The sequence below is a fragment of the Shewanella sp. MEBiC00475 genome (genome assembly GCF_005234075.1).
Taxonomy (GTDB): Bacteria; Pseudomonadota; Gammaproteobacteria; order Enterobacterales; family Shewanellaceae; genus Shewanella; species Shewanella polaris.
Genome location: NZ_CP039928.1, coordinates 2,856,111 through 2,870,479, shown reverse-complemented (window position 1 = coordinate 2,870,479; position 14,369 = coordinate 2,856,111). Strand labels below are relative to the sequence as shown.

Here is a 14,369-nt window from a genome sequence, read left to right as displayed (position 1 = left end):
AACGGGATTAGGTCATTAAAATTAATCGATTAGTACAACATAACTATCTCAGACCTTCTCAACCAATAGACATAAGACTTCTTGCTATCGAATCCCATCAAGGCCCACTGCCCTTTGCAGATATAGTGGGCCCTAATGGCCCGTATACATTGTGGTGATAACCGCTCAATCATCACATCGAACTGCCTTACTTCACGTGGGGGCGTTATCTCAACCATTGCCGAACGGCCGTAAACAATCACCTCACCTAACTTGTCGCACTGGCTTCGGTTTGCGAACCCTTGCCCATATTCTTGATAGGCCCAATAGTTACCCCAGCGTGTTAACCCATGACGCAACGCCTTCATGTTCAGCGTCACTTGTTGATGCTGCAGCTGCTGCACATTAATCTTCGCCATCAATCATTGCCCTTATTTCATCAATCCCTAACTTAAACACCTGGGCGCATATTGCCGAAACATCATCAAATGGCACTCTCACATCACCCCGTTCCCAACGCTGATAAGTCCGTTCACTTACCCCATAAATCTCGGCCACTTCGGTCTGAGTTAGCCCGCGAATATTCCTGCCTGTTTTCAAAAAATCAAACCCGCGTAACGCCATTTCGCCCCCAAAAAACTCTAATTGCATATTCTACTAATAATGATGCAGTGATCATCACAGCCACCCACTCGCAGTCAGGGTTTGACCGTTCTCACTTTTCACTGACGATCTAGGCAATATCTCGGGCGCAACAGAAGAAAACCCACGATAAATTAAATATTGATGATATTGCTCTAACGCTTGGCTCATACCCTTATCCAACGTTGACTTAACGTACTTACGCAGCAACACAGGCAAGGCATGATTAAGCAAACGTTCACCAATCATCGTATCGACACCTAAGTCAGCAACAATGGTCCTGAACAATCGACGTAAATCATGACTAGTGAAATGTTTAAAGCGGATTTGAGTGTGCCAATCATGAGCACAACGAATTGAAATAGGGCCAACATTGCCAGGGAACAAAAACGAGCGCTTGCCAACATGCTTCAACTGCCACTTGCGATAATGGTGAATTAACGCCTTAGCCGACTCAGTCATAGGCACCCGATGTTCTTGATTGTTCTTGGCATTGCTTGCGGGGATCACCCAATAATCACCGGTAAACTGCTCCCACCGAGCCAAACGAGTTTCGTTAATGCGAGTGCCAAACATCATCATCAACAAAAACAACATCTGTACAGGCATAGGCACATCAGCTAACTGAGCAAACAACTTAGCCAAATCAGACTCAAACAAGCGAGTATCAACCACATCAGCAACCTTAATTGAATACGTCACTCGATAACCGGCTAACGGATTAGCACTAATCAAACGAAGCTTTGAAGCCGCAGCAAACACAGCCTTAAGCTTATTCACCGCCTCGCGAATGTACTTAGGTGAAAACCCATCAACCAACATCGGTTTAACCAAGCTGCCGTCAATCGTAATAAAACTCACATTAACCAAACGAACATCAGCCAAGCGCGGGTGCAAATGACACTTGATCATCGACTTAACATTGCTGCGCCAACTCTTGCTGTAAGTCGTGTTAGTCGCAATATGCTCCTGGTACCACTCGAGCAAACCACCAACCGAATCAAACTGGCCAGTCACCATGCCGCCAACATTGCGTTTAGCCAACATCACCGGCAAATCAGCACATAACGTTTTAATGCACATGCTTGGCCAAGTGCCTACCTTTTGCCAAACCGTCTTACCGTTTTCATTCAAAACCAAATGAACACTCGCTCGCGTTCGTCCAGCTGCAGCACGTAACCGAATTTCAGGAAACTGCGGATCACGATAATCACGCATCACACCAGCGAGTAACCAACGACGTAATGCCGCATCGTTAAGCTTGCCAACCTCAACACCAGATACCGCCTTTGCCATAATCAGGCCACCAACCTATATTCCCAAGCGGTGCACTTTTCACGGCGGCGCTTTTGCTTAACCGAACTCGGCAACTCGCGCCAACGGGCACTTAACGCGGTTTCGCTATCATGAACACCAAAGCGTTCAAAACATTGTTGCTGAATTTCATACAGGGTTAAAAAACGATTACCATTCAAAACACGACACAAGCGCTCTTTTTGGGTTAACGGTTTATTGCTCATTAGAACCTCCAACTCGCTTACCGCGATAACTTGGCCAACTAAAAAGAACGCCCACGCCAACAGACTCTAAAACACGCCCGTAAGCACGTTCACCTAGTAATTCCTGTAATTCAGACTTTTTAAGATTGGTGATAAACGAAGTCGGCTTCTTGGCATAAAGTCTTTTATCAATAATTCGAGTTAGCCATAACACCTCGTCAACACTGCCGCGCTGCAAACCAAGCTCGTCAATAATCAATAAATCAGGTCTTAGAAAATCGTTTATTAATTTATCTTCTGAAATCGACGGTTCCTTATAGCTTTGACGTACCTTGGCCAACAAATCCATCACGCTCAGCAACACAACAAAATGGTTTTTTGCAACCAGATCATTAACCATTGCACTAGCCAAATGATTCTTACCCGTTCCCGATGTGCCACTAAACAAAAAACCCTTAGCGACAGCCGAATACTCAGTAAACTTTTCGCAATAACGCTTAGCTTTCTCAACCGCCTCAAATTGGTCTTTACGTTCACAAATGTAATTATCAAAATGACAAGACAAAAAGTGAGTGTTCAAGCCTGTCAAATCCATAAGCCTCTTTGTTTTTCGGGCAATATGGTCTTTGTAAGCGGCAGCTTCCGACTTACGTTTTAATTCAGCAATATGTTCACGAGTTGCAGGCTGCACACCAACAGGGGCATTTAAACGGGTTAGCAGTTTCGATAACTCAGAGTTCATGGTTAGCATCATTAAATCTCCATATTAAAATCGTCGGCATAGTCGGAATACTCGTTTACCTGCTCGTTATGAACCGGAATCTGTAAACATTTACGCGGGTTGTTGGTCGCTGGAGCGGGTAACGGGGTTAACCATGTTTTATTACGGATAAATTTAGTGATGCCCAATACAAACTGGCCGTTCGCACTAACACCCCAGCTTGAGTCTCTTTGCGCAGCTTGAGTTAACCAACCAATTGCAGCTTCACAATCCTGCTCTGTTAGTTTTTCAGATTTCCATGCTGTCCAGGCTGATGAATCCGAACCGCCTTTTCTGTGATTTGGGTATTGCTTAAAAAACGCATTAAATGAAGATTTAGCACATATATCTTTTTGTCTTTCTTTTGTATTAATGTCTTTCTTTTGTGGGGGTCTAGATTGACAGGTTTTACTGTCTAAACTGACAGTATCAGAGTCTAAACTGACAGGTTTTACTGTCGGTTTAGACATTCCCTGTTTACTGTCTAGATTGACAGTTTTATTGCTTAGCGGTTTGTTTAACCAATCAGACACCACAGCGTTAACGCCTATTTTCTTGCCTTCTTTTAACAGAATGTTGCGCTTTATTAATGAACCAACAACACGAGAAACATTATTAGGGTCAATCGCAGTCATTTCCTCAATCTGGCTATACGAAATCCAATCAACATGCTTACCAAAGCCGTATGTACGACGCATGATTGAAAACAAAACACGGCTTTCTCTATCACTAAGCTTAGTTAAACAAAGGGTATCAACGAGCGTATTAGACAGCCTTAAATAACCATCATCTAAATCAGCCTTCACAATAGCCCCCTGTTTACTGCAGTTAACTAAACCAGCATCAACAACAGACCTAAACGGCACGATGTTGCTATTTTCGCCATCATTGACGTTATCTGTATATTTTTGTAACATCATCAAACCTCTACGGTATTAACCCCGACCAGTCGCCAAACTTAAGCGGGGTTTCTTATTTCCTAACTATCGGTGTTTCATTTAAAAGAACAGTGTTATCACTTAACTGAGTCATTGCCTGCCCCTTTAAACATAAAACAAAACCCAATAGCTAAAATCACTGCTAAAACCAACCAACCCAACATAAATGACCACATATCAACCCCGCTTACGCATTAACACACTACGCTGTAGGCGTTCATAATCATCACGACAATCTGCATCACAAAAGCGTTCAACCGTCGGTGACTCGCAATAAAAACAACGTCCAGTTAATGGCGGTAAAATCGGTTTCGCCTTGGTCAATTCACTGGTTAAATGCAGTTCAGCAATTTTGTTAGCATCATCAACGTTATCTGCCATAGCTAACCGACCGACTTAAGGTTTGAATCCGATAAGTACGGATAATGGCGTTCAAGCACATCAATAGACATTGACGTTACCCCGCGTGATTCACGTAGTTCACGGTATGCGGTTTCAACTTTATGACGGCTTGGGTTAATCCCTAAACGGATAACAGCCACCTGTGCATCGCAATTTTCTTTAGTTAACGTTGCCGCCATGTCATCTGCACTCAACGACATAGCATCACTCACATGGTCAACAACAACTGTCACGCCAACCATGCCGTAAACATCGTTTAAATACCCAATGCGTAGCTCAACTGGCATAGCTGCCAATATCGCCTGCTCAACATAAAACAAGCGCTCAGGTACCGCGTTTTGGTCAGCGTACTGCCCAAGCCAACGGAAAATCTTTTGCGCATTCACTCGAGCATCGTTGTAAATATCATCCGAATAGGTAAACGCAACGCCTTCTTTAGCCAAAACCGTTGCCAGCTTTAACTCATCAACCGCTTGCACCACCGCAGTTGCCAACGCCGAACGGCTGACTTTGGGTAACTCAAGCCACGTATTAATGGCTTTCATCAATAAATCTAAACGTGATCTTTGTTTCATGCTTTTATCCCTCTATTTTTATATTCTTACTTAAACGTTATTTCGGGTTTGGAAAAACATCACTGAAATTGCATTTAACGTTGTGTAAATTAAATGCGTTAATAATTTTCCAACCCGTATTCAAATCAACACTCCGTTGCCCCAACTCATAATTACCAACAGCGCCTTGCGAAACACCTATGCATTCACCAAGCGCTTTTTGAGTCAAGTTTGCAGCTTTTCTGTATCGTGCAATGTGGTTCATGAAATCCCTCAAGAGAAAATACAACAACACCATTAAACACAAATCGTGTTTAAAAGTAAACACAAAATGAAAAATAAATAATCACAGTTTGTGGTAATATCAACAAAGTACGTTTCGACTTAAACGAGTAGGTAAAATCATGAGTCTTAACCATCGCGTTGGGCAGCACATAAAGCATTTGCGGATAAAAGCCGGAATTAAAAGCCAAGCTAAACTGGCCGAGCTTTGTGGGTGGAAATCTCAATCAAGAGTAGGTAATTACGAAGCGGGAAGTCGAACTGTTAGTCCGGCAGACGCAGAAGTATTGGCTAAAGTGTTAGAAGTGGATCCAGCGGAGATTATTTTTGGGCTCCCAAATGGTAAAAGCCCAAGCATAAAATACCAAGATGAGGCGGCTTTCAGTATTTCAGGTTTTGAGTTCTGGGATAGTGGCACCCCACTCAATGATGATGAAGTAGAGATACCGTTTTATATGGAAGTAGAACTCTCAGCAGGACAAGGCATAGTAGAAATGCCTCATTTTAATGGGCCTAAATTGCGTTTTGCTAAATCTACATTACGCAAATCACATGTAGATCCAACCAACGCAGCATGTGTTCGCGTCAGTGGCAACAGCATGGAACCAGTATTACCTAACGGTTCAACGGTGGGTGTAGACACATCTCAAACCAACGTAATTGATGGCAAAATGTATGCAATCAACCACGATGGTATGTTACGCATTAAAACATTATACAAACTACCAGGTGGCGGTTTACGACTACGCAGCTTCAATTTAGACGAATGGCCAGACGAACGCTTTGAAGGTGATGACCTAAAGCAAATAAAAGTCATTGGCAAAGTATTTTGGTATTCAGTGCTTCTTTAAACTTGGAAGGAAAATAATCTAATCCTGCCAATTTACAACTATTCCATCTTTAATATAGGCGTATCGCATATAAGCACCATCCCCAAAAACCCATTGTTCAGGACCATATGCTGAACGATTTATTTTTTTAGGGTAGCCCCAGCTAAATCGTAACGCTCTAACACGCATACCAACAGCAACCTGCTTATTCTCTATAAGATTATTTTCCCATTCATTAAACTCGCTTGGATTATAAGGTTCAGGCTCATAACTATTATATTTTTTTGAGTTGTCATTTTGTATCACTACATCGACAGTATGTTGGTTTACGCCTTCAGGACATGGTACATCCTGCATCACAAGCTTCCCTTCTACATCACACTTGTAAATTTCAGCATTAGCATCCATAAGGAACGCTAAACACACTAGCAATACCCCCTTTAAAATATGATTCATAAACCCTCCTTAGTTCAGTCCTTATTTATACCAGTATCAAACCTTTAGATCACCTAAAACAAAAAGTACAAAATCAAACACAAAAATAAACACGAATTGTGTTGACACAATAAACACGATTTGTGATTATTAAGCCGTACCCAATAACCGAGGACGGCAAAATGATACTGACAAACACCCCAACAACAGACAAAGAACGCGCTGAACACTTCCACCTTGTCAGCATTCGTTTTGCCTGTTTGCTCACTACCAAACAAGACCCAATGGAATGCCCACGAGTGCAACAGCGCATCGCAAAACTTGAGTGCCAACTCATGGCATGCAACCCAAGCCTGCTATTCATTAAACAGTTTGAAGACCGAGCAGGTGAAATTGGTAGCGAATTAGCCATGCGATACAACCACAACACTGGTCGCATCACGCTATGGCGCAACACGCCTCTTCATCAAAGCGGCACAGTATCCCAACTAAGGACAAGTGTATGAGCGCAGCAACCGAATACTGCGATCGTGAAATAGCCAAGTGCGAAGACATTAAACGTAATTATCCGCAAGAGGCTTGCGTCATGGACCGGATAATCAAAGGCTGGCAACGCGCTAAGCAACAGTTACAACAGCGCATCCAACTCGATGCCAAGGACGCAAAATGAACACAGCATTTTTACTCATGGCGCAATTTAACAAAGCAGTAGTGCCACTAGATCTTATTTGCCAAGAGTATTTCGGCCTATTGCCCAGCACAGCCAAGCACCAAGCCAAAGTGGGTTCGTTACCGGTGCCAGCTTACCGCGCAACAGGCAGCAATAAGGCGCCTTGGCTGGTCAATCTAAGCGACTTAGGTCAGTACCTAGACGACTGCCGAGATAAGGCAAAAATAGACCATATCCACAGCCCTAAATCGGCTTAGACATATTAGTTGGGGGTATCTATGTTTTTTGTATTTGGAGTAAGTGAAACATTAGTGAAAAAAGCAGCAGATAAAAAGTGCAGCAAATTCGTGAATTCATATCCAAACAAACGTGAATTAACACCTGATGAATATCAACAAAAACTGATAATCACCCGTGAAGAACTCTTTAAAAAGATGAAGCCACAAAAGTTAAGTCACAGCTTATCGACCCCAAGCTTGGCTAAGCAGTATTCAGAGTTAACAAAAGCACAAGAAATGTGTCGCGATATAGAAATTAGATACCGAAAACCAACAGGAACCATTAACCCTAAAACTAAAAAAGAAGTTTTGGAATGGGCGACTTACATATGTTGAGAGGAATTAGCATGAAATACCTAATCCAAGGCGGCGAAAGCCTTGAACGCCTGCAGCTGCTATTGCAACTCACCAACATTGAATCACCCGACATAGTGGCCGCATTAAATGACCACTTCGTCACAGGCCACCAAGACACGGTCGCAGCTATTCGAAACAACGTTAAAAAAAGCAATTTATCACGGGCAATAGCGCGATTAGAGCAAGTGGCATTCACGGTTGAACAAATCAAAGAAATCGACTGGGCCAAGTTCAAACCAAGCAAGGTGGCATGATGGAAGTCGTCAGCGAAACAATGCCAGTAGCCAGAAAGCAACATGATTGTATGGCTAGCGAATGGGTAATGAATAGTTATGGTGATTTCAAGTTTACGTTTTCAGAGCTAAGAACTATCGCCAAAGCTAAAAAAAACGGCTTCAAAATTAAACCTGGTCAAAAGTATATCAGACAGTTTAATAGAGATTGCGGTGATGTATGGACTTATACCGCCATACCTAAAATGCATCAAATCTGTATTGACCATGGCATATACGATAACTGTTAAGGAATAGCATAAATGAAAACTAAAGCGGCATTTCAGCATCTTCTCGGACACTATCGCGCCCAAAAAATTGGATTGCCATTGAAGATAAAAAGCGGTGATCAAATTAAAGTAGCCATGTCACTTGGTGCACTTGATTGCCTTTACTGGCAAGCATTGGGCAATGGCCTAACAAACCTGGCAAAAGGTATTGGCAGAACGATTACGCACTCATATCAATATCATCAAGTGAGATTGCCATGTCACACAATAAAAAATACTAAAGAGGCTACATGAACACGTTCAGCACTAAACAAGGCGTAGTTAAGCTATCTGCACCGTTCTTCACACTTATGCACGACCAACAGCAAGGAAGTTTAATGGTCAACAATTATTGGCCACTACAGCACATATAATTTCGGCGTTGTATTTACACAAAATAAAAAAAGCCTAATTCTGTTGTGATCCCAACCTATTAACAATATCAGCAACACACTGATTTATCTCATCGGATTCAACCTCGTTACACACTTTAAAATGTTTCCCTACGTTAATATCCGAGAGAAAATTATAAGGAGGGTTCGCACAAGAATAAAACACAACTGAATTCAATAGTTCATCATTCCAACCCAACAAACCTACATTGGAAATAAATTGATTAACATTACTCGCAAAAGCATCACCCGAAGAGCTTCCAAGAGCCTGTATAATACCGTTATAAATTTCCGTGCCTTCTACTGTTTTCGCCAAAGAATTAACATAAGCTAAACTAAATAAAGCACCGAGTCGGGCACACCCAACATTGTTTGGTTCTGCTTCTGTTGCTGTTACTGTTTCTGTTACAGCGAATGACAAAAACAACATTATGGTTATTACTAAAATTAGTTTATTAAACATATCAATCCTAACTAAAAATTTAACATCTCAATATACTACCTATGTATCAGACACATACATTGATCAACTTCTTAAAAATAAAAGTATCTTCTATTTTTATTAACTCCATTTGCCTTTCTTAACTAATGCACGCAAGGCCTTTATAAGTGATTACACCCAACTTTAAGTTTTTATTGCAGAAAGAAAGCGTTTTTAAGTAAATGAAGCTGCGTCAACCGGCACACTAAAACACAGATTAATTAACCAGTACCACCCTTTCTAAGTAAATTATCAAGAGAATAGGCAAAACCAATTAAATACCCTTTATTATTCTCATGCCTTAAATCGATTGATAACAGTACATCGCTTAACTGAACGGCAAGATCTGGATATTGGCGAACAACCCAACAATAACGCATTCCCATATGCCCACCAATGGAAACCGCATTTTCATAATCGAGAGCATTGGGTAAACACCAAAAATTCATCCCATTATTGTCATAACGTAGAAATGGTAACATTCGATCTATTTGCTCTATGCCCGTCAACTGCTCTAAACTAATCATGAAAGATTTCCTCTACTCAAATTAAGGTGATTTTTCTGAGCCTCGGGTGTTAGTGCACTCGAGGCTTACTTTTAAGAATACATCTAAATTTTTTCGCAACAATCTGAAACTTGCTATTAGCAACAAATTAAGATTTTTTCGATTTTTTCGCATCAAATTATGTTTTCAGTGAAAATAATCTAACTTATTAAAATCATATCCGCAACCCACCACACAACAGCAAGGTAATGATAAATAAGTAAAAAATATACTAATCAGATATGTTTAAAATATTTGAATAACACTGTAATAGGTTTAAAGTTATTCAATAACTCTGGATAGGCTTTCAAAAATGTTCTACAACATTAAGTGGCCAAAAATCGCCTTTTATTGTTGTTCTAGATGAATAAACCACGCTCAGAAGTATTCAACAAAACTGGGGGGGAAAAGTAGAATTTGAGAAATATTCATCAACACTGAAAATAATTAATAAAACATGTTCAACCGCTCAAATAACAATCAATTAATTCTATTTTTTGAATTTTCAGTGAAAATATTTTTAGGAGGTCAAGTCGTTCTCAGGAGAATTTAAGGAGTTAAGAAAGAGGAGTTTTGCCAAAAAGAGATACAAACAGAACAAAAGCAATTGGGGGAACCTAAAGCAAAAAAATATACACGGGGAACCTATAGGGAACCACAACAATTACAGACTTATAAATATCAATAACTTAACTAAAAATCAAACCTATCCAGCATGGGCGCTATGGAAAAGGTGCGATCTACCGTATCTATTGGTGTAGCTAGCTTTGGCGTTGTATTCACTGAATTATTTATACTCATCATTTGCGGTATTGATGCACCGTATGAGGTGCATTTTGGGTATTCGTTGTTGCACAAGGAGCCAGTAAAGAAGTCATAAATCAGCTTAATACGACTGGACAGTCCTAAATAGTGAGTAATTATATCATTAACCCGTCATTGAGAAACAAGTGTCTACTGATTTAAGGAAAGATCAAACAATGGCGATTAAGCTCAATTACTCTCAATTTACTGTTATCCAAAACCACAGCCAAAAAGTGAAATTGTCAGCTAGAATCCTTATCTCAGTCATTTAATTTAAAATCAATAACTTAAATAAACTAAACGCCCCCTGCATCGGCACAATGAAAAAGTGCGTTCAAGTGTATCTATTCGTGAGTCTAGCTTTAGTATGCCTTTTGTTACATTGATCAGAGAACTTCTATTAAAAGGTTGATACTCATATAAAGCCAAACTATTGTAAATATGTTCACACAGGTGTTTTTTTTAGTATTGGTCAGAAATCCTCAGGCCAAAATAAGCGCACTCCAAATACATTTTTATATTGTAATGAGCTGATTTATGGATGATTTAAAGCGCTTTTTTTTGTTATTCAACCTACTATTATTTGGAGTATTAACTAACGTCCCCGCCGCTTACGCAAATGATCAATTTATTATTAATAACTCAGAATCCGAATTGGATAATCGGTATCAATACCCCTATGACCTTTTAGCATTAGTGATTGAAGCAACAAAAGTTGATTTTGGCGAAGCATCTTTAACAGTGTCCAGTATGATAATGAGCCGCAATCGTACATTCAGGGCATTAAAAGATGGCCACACTATCAATATTATCGCTGAAGCCTCAAAGTTAGAGTGGGATGAACAGCTTATACCAATAAAAATCCCCATTCGAAAAGGCATTCAGGGGTTTAGGATTTTTATTATTAAACAGGAAAATGCAGCGACATTAGCCAATATCACCACATTAGCGCAGTTAACCTCTCTTAATACCGGCTCTGGTAGCCAATGGTCTACTAAAGTTGCCATGCAAAAAGCGGGATTTAAGGTTGTAGAAAGTAATGAATATAATAGTTTATTTAATATGTTATCCAAGGAACGTTTTATCACCTTTGGACGTGGTGTTAATGAGGTTTTTCAAGAAATTGAACTATTTAAACAGCATTATCCCGAGTTAGTTGTTGATGAACATCTTATGCTCAATATTCCGTTGGCGACATATTATTATGTGTCACCGGACAAGCCTAGGTTAGCCCAGAGAATACAAGTTGGTCTTCAGAGAATTATCGAGAGTGGTCAGTTTGATCAGTTATTTTATCAATATCACTGTACTTATTTGATAAAAAGTAAGTTGAATCAAAGACTCATTTTTAAAATCGATAACCCATTTATTTCAGAATCAGACATGACGACGATCGTGGGCAATGATTTTCTTCTCAACCCAAGAGGTGACTTTTCAGACTTGTGTAGTCAGTATCTTTAAATCAACCATTAAAGCCTACCCCCCCCCCCACGGACTTAACTTTCCGTCGAGCCACAATTCAATATGCTATGTGTTGCATAAGAAAACGACAATCAATATCGACGACTTTATGGTGAGCTACTCGCAACTAAAGCAGCGAGCTTCCAATATAACAGCCTAAGCTGCTAACTTTTCTTTTTTGACGCTTCGCAGGGTGCTGCGAGTGGAGCTTTTGGCTCTGCTCGACTTACGGTTCCCTCCACGTCCACTATCTGATTTTAGGCGTAAAACACCTTCATCAGACAACACCGTTCCAGTGTCTAAAATCAGATTAATTGCCCTTTTCTTAATCACCAATGATGCATTGTGATCTGCATTGTCAGTATTGCCACATTTACCGCACACAAAGGATTCTTGTGATTTACGGTTGTCGGGGTGAGTGTAATCGCACTTGGCGCACTCCTGACGGGTATAAGCTGGGCTTACTTTACATACGACTTTGCCTGCCTGGTTAGCCTTGTATTTTGTATAGGTTTCGATAACGTGCCAGCCTACATTCAGGATGGCTTTATTTAATCCTGCTTTTTGCTTGGCTTTGTTAGAAATAAATTGACCGCTTTCATTCTGTTTGGCTTTGGGCTTTTTGGTCATGTTTGAGATGCGTAGCGCCTCAAACACAATAACCTTAGCGTTGCTATCGACTAACGAGCGACTTGTTTTATGAGCGAAATCGTTGCGGATATTGGCCTTTTTGGCGTGATGTGTAGCAATACGATGCTTGGTCTTGTTTCTGTGATTAGAGCCTTTTGTCTGCTTGGCTAATCGACGCTGTAATCGCTTAATGTAGCGTTCGGCTTTAGTCATGTGATTTTTCTGGTTATCAGAAAAATCGAACGTCATTAAGCCTGCGTGAACAGGAATAGCAACACCTCGGTCAACACCGATAGTGTGTTCTTCCAAATACTCTTTTGTTGAGCATTGCAGGAACGCCAAATGCTCTGCATTGCTCGATAGCTCAACCTCGCTCTTTCCATTCTCACAACAGAAAGACACCGTATATTGGCCGCGTTCTTTACGCACATAAAGTGAATTTGGGATTTTGAATTTACTGTGCGCTTTAAACGATAAATAGCCAATATTATTGGTCTTCGTGCCAATAAACAGCCTAATATTGCCATCTTCACAACGGTCAAATCGAAAGACTTCACAAGTAAGATAAATACTGCCTCGGTCTGTTTTGGGTTTGCGCTTAGGGCGACCGCACGCGCCTTTCATGAACTTCTGATAAGTCTGATACCAGTTGACGGCACTATTGCGGATAATCTGACTAGGACAGGCTGATAACCAAGGCGTTAGCTCTTTCGATTTAAACTGCGATGCTTTCTGATCAATAGGAGCATACGTGCCAATCGAATGATACTTTCTTGCAAAAGTGCGGAAATACCTTTCTTCATCAACCTTGGCATTCCAAATTAATCGAGCACAACCCATCCACTGACTTAATATCAGCTTTTGATTAGATGTTGGGTTAGCACGTAATTTGATGCCAGTTAGCATACTTGCCTTACACTGTAATTATGTACAGTATCATGATGATGAAATGAATAGTAAAGTCAACATCGCTCGACTTGACTCGCAGCTTAAGCAAGCGAGATTGCATCGAGCACTTGTTCAACTATGTTGATGTCCACTCACATCGAGTGCTTATTTGAAGGTGTAACCCAGTGGTTCAAGACAATATTTGGCACCATAAACTTCCAATGTAAGCGACTGATACTCATGTATTTAAGCTTAAATAGACTAAAGTAAACTGACGGTTAATTTTATATTATTTATACTAAACCACTGGATAAAAACATTTTTATCCTTGTTAGTAGTTTCAATTTCATTTTTGTGTTCTAAGCTTAAACCTCTATTTGACATTGCTGATATAGTAGCAATTTACACTTATTAGCTAGAATGATGGCAAGCTTATGCTCTAGTTGAATTATCGCCACTTTTTTGAATGTAAGAGGATCGCTTAACCTATGAAAGTTGAATTCATTAATCCATTCCTTGTTTCTTTAATCAATGTTATTTCGACCATGGCAACAATGGATTTAAAACCCGGTAAACCACAGTTGAAAAACCATGACCTTGCTAAAGGTGACGTATCCGGTTTAATTGGTATGGTTGGCCCAACAACCCGCGGATCGCTTTCAATTACCTTTGAAAAAAAATTGATTCTCGAAATTATGAATAAGATGCTGGGTGAAGAACCAGGATTTATCAACGATGAAGTGACGGATTTAGTTGGGGAAATAACCAACATGGTCACTGGCGGCGCTAAAAATTTATTAAGCGAAAAAGGTTATGATTTTGATATGGCGACACCAGCTGTGGTGTCGGGGAAAAATCATACTATTTCTCATAAGGCACAAGGTAAGAAAATCATGATGCCGTTTACTCATGAATACGGCAATGCCTTTATTGAAATTTGCTTTGAGGATATAAAATAGCCAAAACTAAAATGCCCAATAGGCATTAAGCACTAAAAATAG

The 14,369-nt window shown here is 40.3% G+C and carries 24 protein-coding genes; 11 read left to right on the top strand and 13 right to left on the bottom strand.

Annotated elements, in window-relative coordinates:
* Positions 1–29: 29 nt before the first annotated feature.
* The 9 genes from FCN25_RS12765 to FCN25_RS12725 all read right to left on the bottom strand — a co-directional run bounded on the left by FCN25_RS12765 (position 30) and on the right by FCN25_RS12725 (position 5,039).
* Complete coding sequence (locus FCN25_RS12765) at positions 30–398, bottom strand: hypothetical protein (protein ID WP_137225351.1); 369 nt, start codon at positions 396–398, stop codon at positions 30–32.
* On the bottom strand, positions 385–630 hold the full coding sequence (locus FCN25_RS12760; protein WP_254693638.1) for a helix-turn-helix transcriptional regulator: 246 nt from the start codon (positions 628–630) through the stop codon (positions 385–387). Before FCN25_RS12760 ends, FCN25_RS12765 begins: the two co-directional genes overlap by 14 nt.
* Positions 631–657: 27 nt before the next feature.
* Positions 658–1,917, bottom strand: a complete 1,260-nt coding sequence (locus tag FCN25_RS12755) for a tyrosine-type recombinase/integrase (protein ID WP_137225349.1) — start codon at positions 1,915–1,917, stop codon at positions 658–660.
* Positions 1,918–1,919: 2 nt separating this feature from the next.
* Positions 1,920–2,141: a hypothetical protein gene (locus tag FCN25_RS12750; protein WP_137225347.1), complete on the bottom strand. Its 222-nt coding sequence runs from the start codon at positions 2,139–2,141 to the stop codon at positions 1,920–1,922.
* Positions 2,131–2,874, bottom strand: a complete 744-nt coding sequence (locus tag FCN25_RS12745) for an ATP-binding protein (protein WP_137225345.1) — start codon at positions 2,872–2,874, stop codon at positions 2,131–2,133. Before FCN25_RS12745 ends, FCN25_RS12750 begins: the two co-directional genes overlap by 11 nt.
* Positions 2,874–3,800 carry a replication protein gene (locus tag FCN25_RS12740; protein ID WP_137225343.1) on the bottom strand — a complete coding sequence of 309 codons (927 nt, stop codon included), beginning with the start codon at positions 3,798–3,800 and terminating at the stop codon, positions 2,874–2,876. The genes FCN25_RS12745 and FCN25_RS12740 overlap by 1 nt, the downstream gene beginning before the upstream one ends.
* A gap of 195 nt (positions 3,801–3,995) precedes the next feature.
* Positions 3,996–4,199 (bottom strand): hypothetical protein, encoded by a 204-nt coding sequence (locus tag FCN25_RS12735; RefSeq protein ID WP_137225341.1) that lies wholly within the window; start codon positions 4,197–4,199, stop codon positions 3,996–3,998.
* 2 nt (positions 4,200–4,201) lie between these two features.
* On the bottom strand, positions 4,202–4,795 hold the full coding sequence (locus FCN25_RS12730) for a toxin YdaT family protein (RefSeq protein ID WP_137225339.1): 594 nt from the start codon (positions 4,793–4,795) through the stop codon (positions 4,202–4,204).
* A gap of 37 nt (positions 4,796–4,832) precedes the next feature.
* Positions 4,833–5,039 carry a helix-turn-helix transcriptional regulator gene (locus tag FCN25_RS12725; protein WP_137225337.1) on the bottom strand — a complete coding sequence of 69 codons (207 nt, stop codon included), beginning with the start codon at positions 5,037–5,039 and terminating at the stop codon, positions 4,833–4,835.
* A 139-nt stretch (positions 5,040–5,178) separates the two neighbouring features.
* Here FCN25_RS12725 and FCN25_RS12720 point away from each other — a divergent pair, with 139 nt between their 5' ends.
* On the top strand, positions 5,179–5,907 hold the full coding sequence (locus FCN25_RS12720) for a helix-turn-helix transcriptional regulator (protein WP_137225335.1): 729 nt from the start codon (positions 5,179–5,181) through the stop codon (positions 5,905–5,907).
* Between the two features lie 18 nt (positions 5,908–5,925).
* Here the strand turns inward: FCN25_RS12720 and FCN25_RS12715 are convergent, their stop codons facing one another.
* Positions 5,926–6,342, bottom strand: coding sequence for a DUF4124 domain-containing protein (locus FCN25_RS12715; RefSeq protein ID WP_137225333.1), 417 nt, complete (start codon positions 6,340–6,342; stop codon positions 5,926–5,928).
* A 161-nt stretch (positions 6,343–6,503) separates the two neighbouring features.
* Here FCN25_RS12715 and FCN25_RS12710 point away from each other — a divergent pair, with 161 nt between their 5' ends.
* From FCN25_RS12710 to FCN25_RS21265, 8 genes are read left to right on the top strand one after another with little or no spacing between them, the layout of a single operon-like run.
* Positions 6,504–6,827 carry a hypothetical protein gene (locus FCN25_RS12710; RefSeq protein ID WP_137225331.1) on the top strand — a complete coding sequence of 108 codons (324 nt, stop codon included), beginning with the start codon at positions 6,504–6,506 and terminating at the stop codon, positions 6,825–6,827.
* The gene (locus FCN25_RS20940; RefSeq protein WP_175405867.1) at positions 6,824–6,991 is read left to right on the top strand and encodes a hypothetical protein; all 168 of its coding nucleotides are present in this window, start codon (positions 6,824–6,826) and stop codon (positions 6,989–6,991) included. The genes FCN25_RS12710 and FCN25_RS20940 overlap by 4 nt, the downstream gene beginning before the upstream one ends.
* Complete coding sequence (locus FCN25_RS12705; RefSeq protein WP_137225329.1) at positions 6,988–7,248, top strand: pyocin activator PrtN family protein; 261 nt, start codon at positions 6,988–6,990, stop codon at positions 7,246–7,248. Before FCN25_RS20940 ends, FCN25_RS12705 begins: the two co-directional genes overlap by 4 nt.
* 21 nt (positions 7,249–7,269) lie before the next feature.
* Complete coding sequence (locus FCN25_RS12700) at positions 7,270–7,605, top strand: hypothetical protein (RefSeq protein WP_137225326.1); 336 nt, start codon at positions 7,270–7,272, stop codon at positions 7,603–7,605.
* An 11-nt stretch (positions 7,606–7,616) separates the two neighbouring features.
* Positions 7,617–7,880 carry a PapB/FocB family fimbrial expression transcriptional regulator gene (locus FCN25_RS12695; RefSeq protein ID WP_137225324.1) on the top strand — a complete coding sequence of 88 codons (264 nt, stop codon included), beginning with the start codon at positions 7,617–7,619 and terminating at the stop codon, positions 7,878–7,880.
* Entirely contained in the window at positions 7,877–8,149 is a 273-nt protein-coding gene (locus tag FCN25_RS12690) for a hypothetical protein (protein WP_137225322.1), read from the top strand. The genes FCN25_RS12695 and FCN25_RS12690 overlap by 4 nt, the downstream gene beginning before the upstream one ends.
* Positions 8,150–8,161: 12 nt before the next feature.
* A complete protein-coding gene (locus FCN25_RS12685) occupies positions 8,162–8,422 on the top strand; it encodes a hypothetical protein (RefSeq protein WP_137225320.1) in 261 nt (86 codons plus the stop codon).
* On the top strand, positions 8,419–8,541 hold the full coding sequence (locus FCN25_RS21265) for a hypothetical protein (protein WP_302628585.1): 123 nt from the start codon (positions 8,419–8,421) through the stop codon (positions 8,539–8,541). Before FCN25_RS12685 ends, FCN25_RS21265 begins: the two co-directional genes overlap by 4 nt.
* 34 nt (positions 8,542–8,575) lie before the next feature.
* On the opposite strand, the gene FCN25_RS12680 is transcribed toward FCN25_RS21265, so the two are convergent.
* The gene (locus FCN25_RS12680; RefSeq protein WP_137225318.1) at positions 8,576–9,022 is read right to left on the bottom strand and encodes a hypothetical protein; all 447 of its coding nucleotides are present in this window, start codon (positions 9,020–9,022) and stop codon (positions 8,576–8,578) included.
* A 239-nt stretch (positions 9,023–9,261) separates the two neighbouring features.
* Entirely contained in the window at positions 9,262–9,567 is a 306-nt protein-coding gene (locus FCN25_RS12675; RefSeq protein WP_137225316.1) for a hypothetical protein, read from the bottom strand.
* 1,359 nt (positions 9,568–10,926) lie between these two features.
* Between FCN25_RS12675 and FCN25_RS12670 the strand changes: the two genes are divergently transcribed.
* Positions 10,927–11,850 carry a hypothetical protein gene (locus FCN25_RS12670; protein ID WP_137225314.1) on the top strand — a complete coding sequence of 308 codons (924 nt, stop codon included), beginning with the start codon at positions 10,927–10,929 and terminating at the stop codon, positions 11,848–11,850.
* A gap of 156 nt (positions 11,851–12,006) precedes the next feature.
* On the opposite strand, the gene FCN25_RS12665 is transcribed toward FCN25_RS12670, so the two are convergent.
* Positions 12,007–13,386, bottom strand: a complete 1,380-nt coding sequence (locus FCN25_RS12665) for an RNA-guided endonuclease TnpB family protein (RefSeq protein WP_137225312.1) — start codon at positions 13,384–13,386, stop codon at positions 12,007–12,009.
* 470 nt (positions 13,387–13,856) lie between these two features.
* On the opposite strand from FCN25_RS12665, the gene FCN25_RS12660 reads away from it, so the two are divergent.
* Positions 13,857–14,327 carry a chemotaxis protein CheX gene (locus tag FCN25_RS12660; protein WP_137225310.1) on the top strand — a complete coding sequence of 157 codons (471 nt, stop codon included), beginning with the start codon at positions 13,857–13,859 and terminating at the stop codon, positions 14,325–14,327.
* The last annotated feature ends 42 nt before the right edge of the window (positions 14,328–14,369 follow it).

Excerpts from the sequence above, each read along its gene's own strand:
- FCN25_RS12765 (WP_137225351.1), bottom strand. The coding sequence starts at position 398 with ATGGCGAAGATTAATGTGCAGCAGCTGCAGCATCAACAAGTGACGCTG.
- FCN25_RS12760 (WP_254693638.1), bottom strand. The coding sequence starts at position 630 with ATGCAATTAGAGTTTTTTGGGGGCGAAATGGCGTTACGCGGGTTTGAT.
- FCN25_RS12755 (WP_137225349.1), bottom strand. The coding sequence starts at position 1,917 with ATGGCAAAGGCGGTATCTGGTGTTGAGGTTGGCAAGCTTAACGATGCG.
- FCN25_RS12750 (WP_137225347.1), bottom strand. The coding sequence starts at position 2,141 with ATGAGCAATAAACCGTTAACCCAAAAAGAGCGCTTGTGTCGTGTTTTG.
- FCN25_RS12745 (WP_137225345.1), bottom strand. The coding sequence starts at position 2,874 with ATGATGCTAACCATGAACTCTGAGTTATCGAAACTGCTAACCCGTTTA.
- FCN25_RS12740 (WP_137225343.1), bottom strand. The coding sequence starts at position 3,800 with ATGATGTTACAAAAATATACAGATAACGTCAATGATGGCGAAAATAGC.
- FCN25_RS12735 (WP_137225341.1), bottom strand. The coding sequence starts at position 4,199 with ATGGCAGATAACGTTGATGATGCTAACAAAATTGCTGAACTGCATTTA.
- FCN25_RS12730 (WP_137225339.1), bottom strand. The coding sequence starts at position 4,795 with ATGAAACAAAGATCACGTTTAGATTTATTGATGAAAGCCATTAATACG.
- FCN25_RS12725 (WP_137225337.1), bottom strand. The coding sequence starts at position 5,039 with ATGAACCACATTGCACGATACAGAAAAGCTGCAAACTTGACTCAAAAA.
- FCN25_RS12720 (WP_137225335.1), top strand. The coding sequence starts at position 5,179 with ATGAGTCTTAACCATCGCGTTGGGCAGCACATAAAGCATTTGCGGATA.
- FCN25_RS12715 (WP_137225333.1), bottom strand. The coding sequence starts at position 6,342 with ATGAATCATATTTTAAAGGGGGTATTGCTAGTGTGTTTAGCGTTCCTT.
- FCN25_RS12710 (WP_137225331.1), top strand. The coding sequence starts at position 6,504 with ATGATACTGACAAACACCCCAACAACAGACAAAGAACGCGCTGAACAC.
- FCN25_RS20940 (WP_175405867.1), top strand. The coding sequence starts at position 6,824 with ATGAGCGCAGCAACCGAATACTGCGATCGTGAAATAGCCAAGTGCGAA.
- FCN25_RS12705 (WP_137225329.1), top strand. The coding sequence starts at position 6,988 with ATGAACACAGCATTTTTACTCATGGCGCAATTTAACAAAGCAGTAGTG.
- FCN25_RS12700 (WP_137225326.1), top strand. The coding sequence starts at position 7,270 with ATGTTTTTTGTATTTGGAGTAAGTGAAACATTAGTGAAAAAAGCAGCA.
- FCN25_RS12695 (WP_137225324.1), top strand. The coding sequence starts at position 7,617 with ATGAAATACCTAATCCAAGGCGGCGAAAGCCTTGAACGCCTGCAGCTG.
- FCN25_RS12690 (WP_137225322.1), top strand. The coding sequence starts at position 7,877 with ATGATGGAAGTCGTCAGCGAAACAATGCCAGTAGCCAGAAAGCAACAT.
- FCN25_RS12685 (WP_137225320.1), top strand. The coding sequence starts at position 8,162 with ATGAAAACTAAAGCGGCATTTCAGCATCTTCTCGGACACTATCGCGCC.
- FCN25_RS21265 (WP_302628585.1), top strand. The coding sequence starts at position 8,419 with ATGAACACGTTCAGCACTAAACAAGGCGTAGTTAAGCTATCTGCACCG.
- FCN25_RS12680 (WP_137225318.1), bottom strand. The coding sequence starts at position 9,022 with ATGTTTAATAAACTAATTTTAGTAATAACCATAATGTTGTTTTTGTCA.
- FCN25_RS12675 (WP_137225316.1), bottom strand. The coding sequence starts at position 9,567 with ATGATTAGTTTAGAGCAGTTGACGGGCATAGAGCAAATAGATCGAATG.
- FCN25_RS12670 (WP_137225314.1), top strand. The coding sequence starts at position 10,927 with ATGGATGATTTAAAGCGCTTTTTTTTGTTATTCAACCTACTATTATTT.
- FCN25_RS12665 (WP_137225312.1), bottom strand. The coding sequence starts at position 13,386 with ATGCTAACTGGCATCAAATTACGTGCTAACCCAACATCTAATCAAAAG.
- FCN25_RS12660 (WP_137225310.1), top strand. The coding sequence starts at position 13,857 with ATGAAAGTTGAATTCATTAATCCATTCCTTGTTTCTTTAATCAATGTT.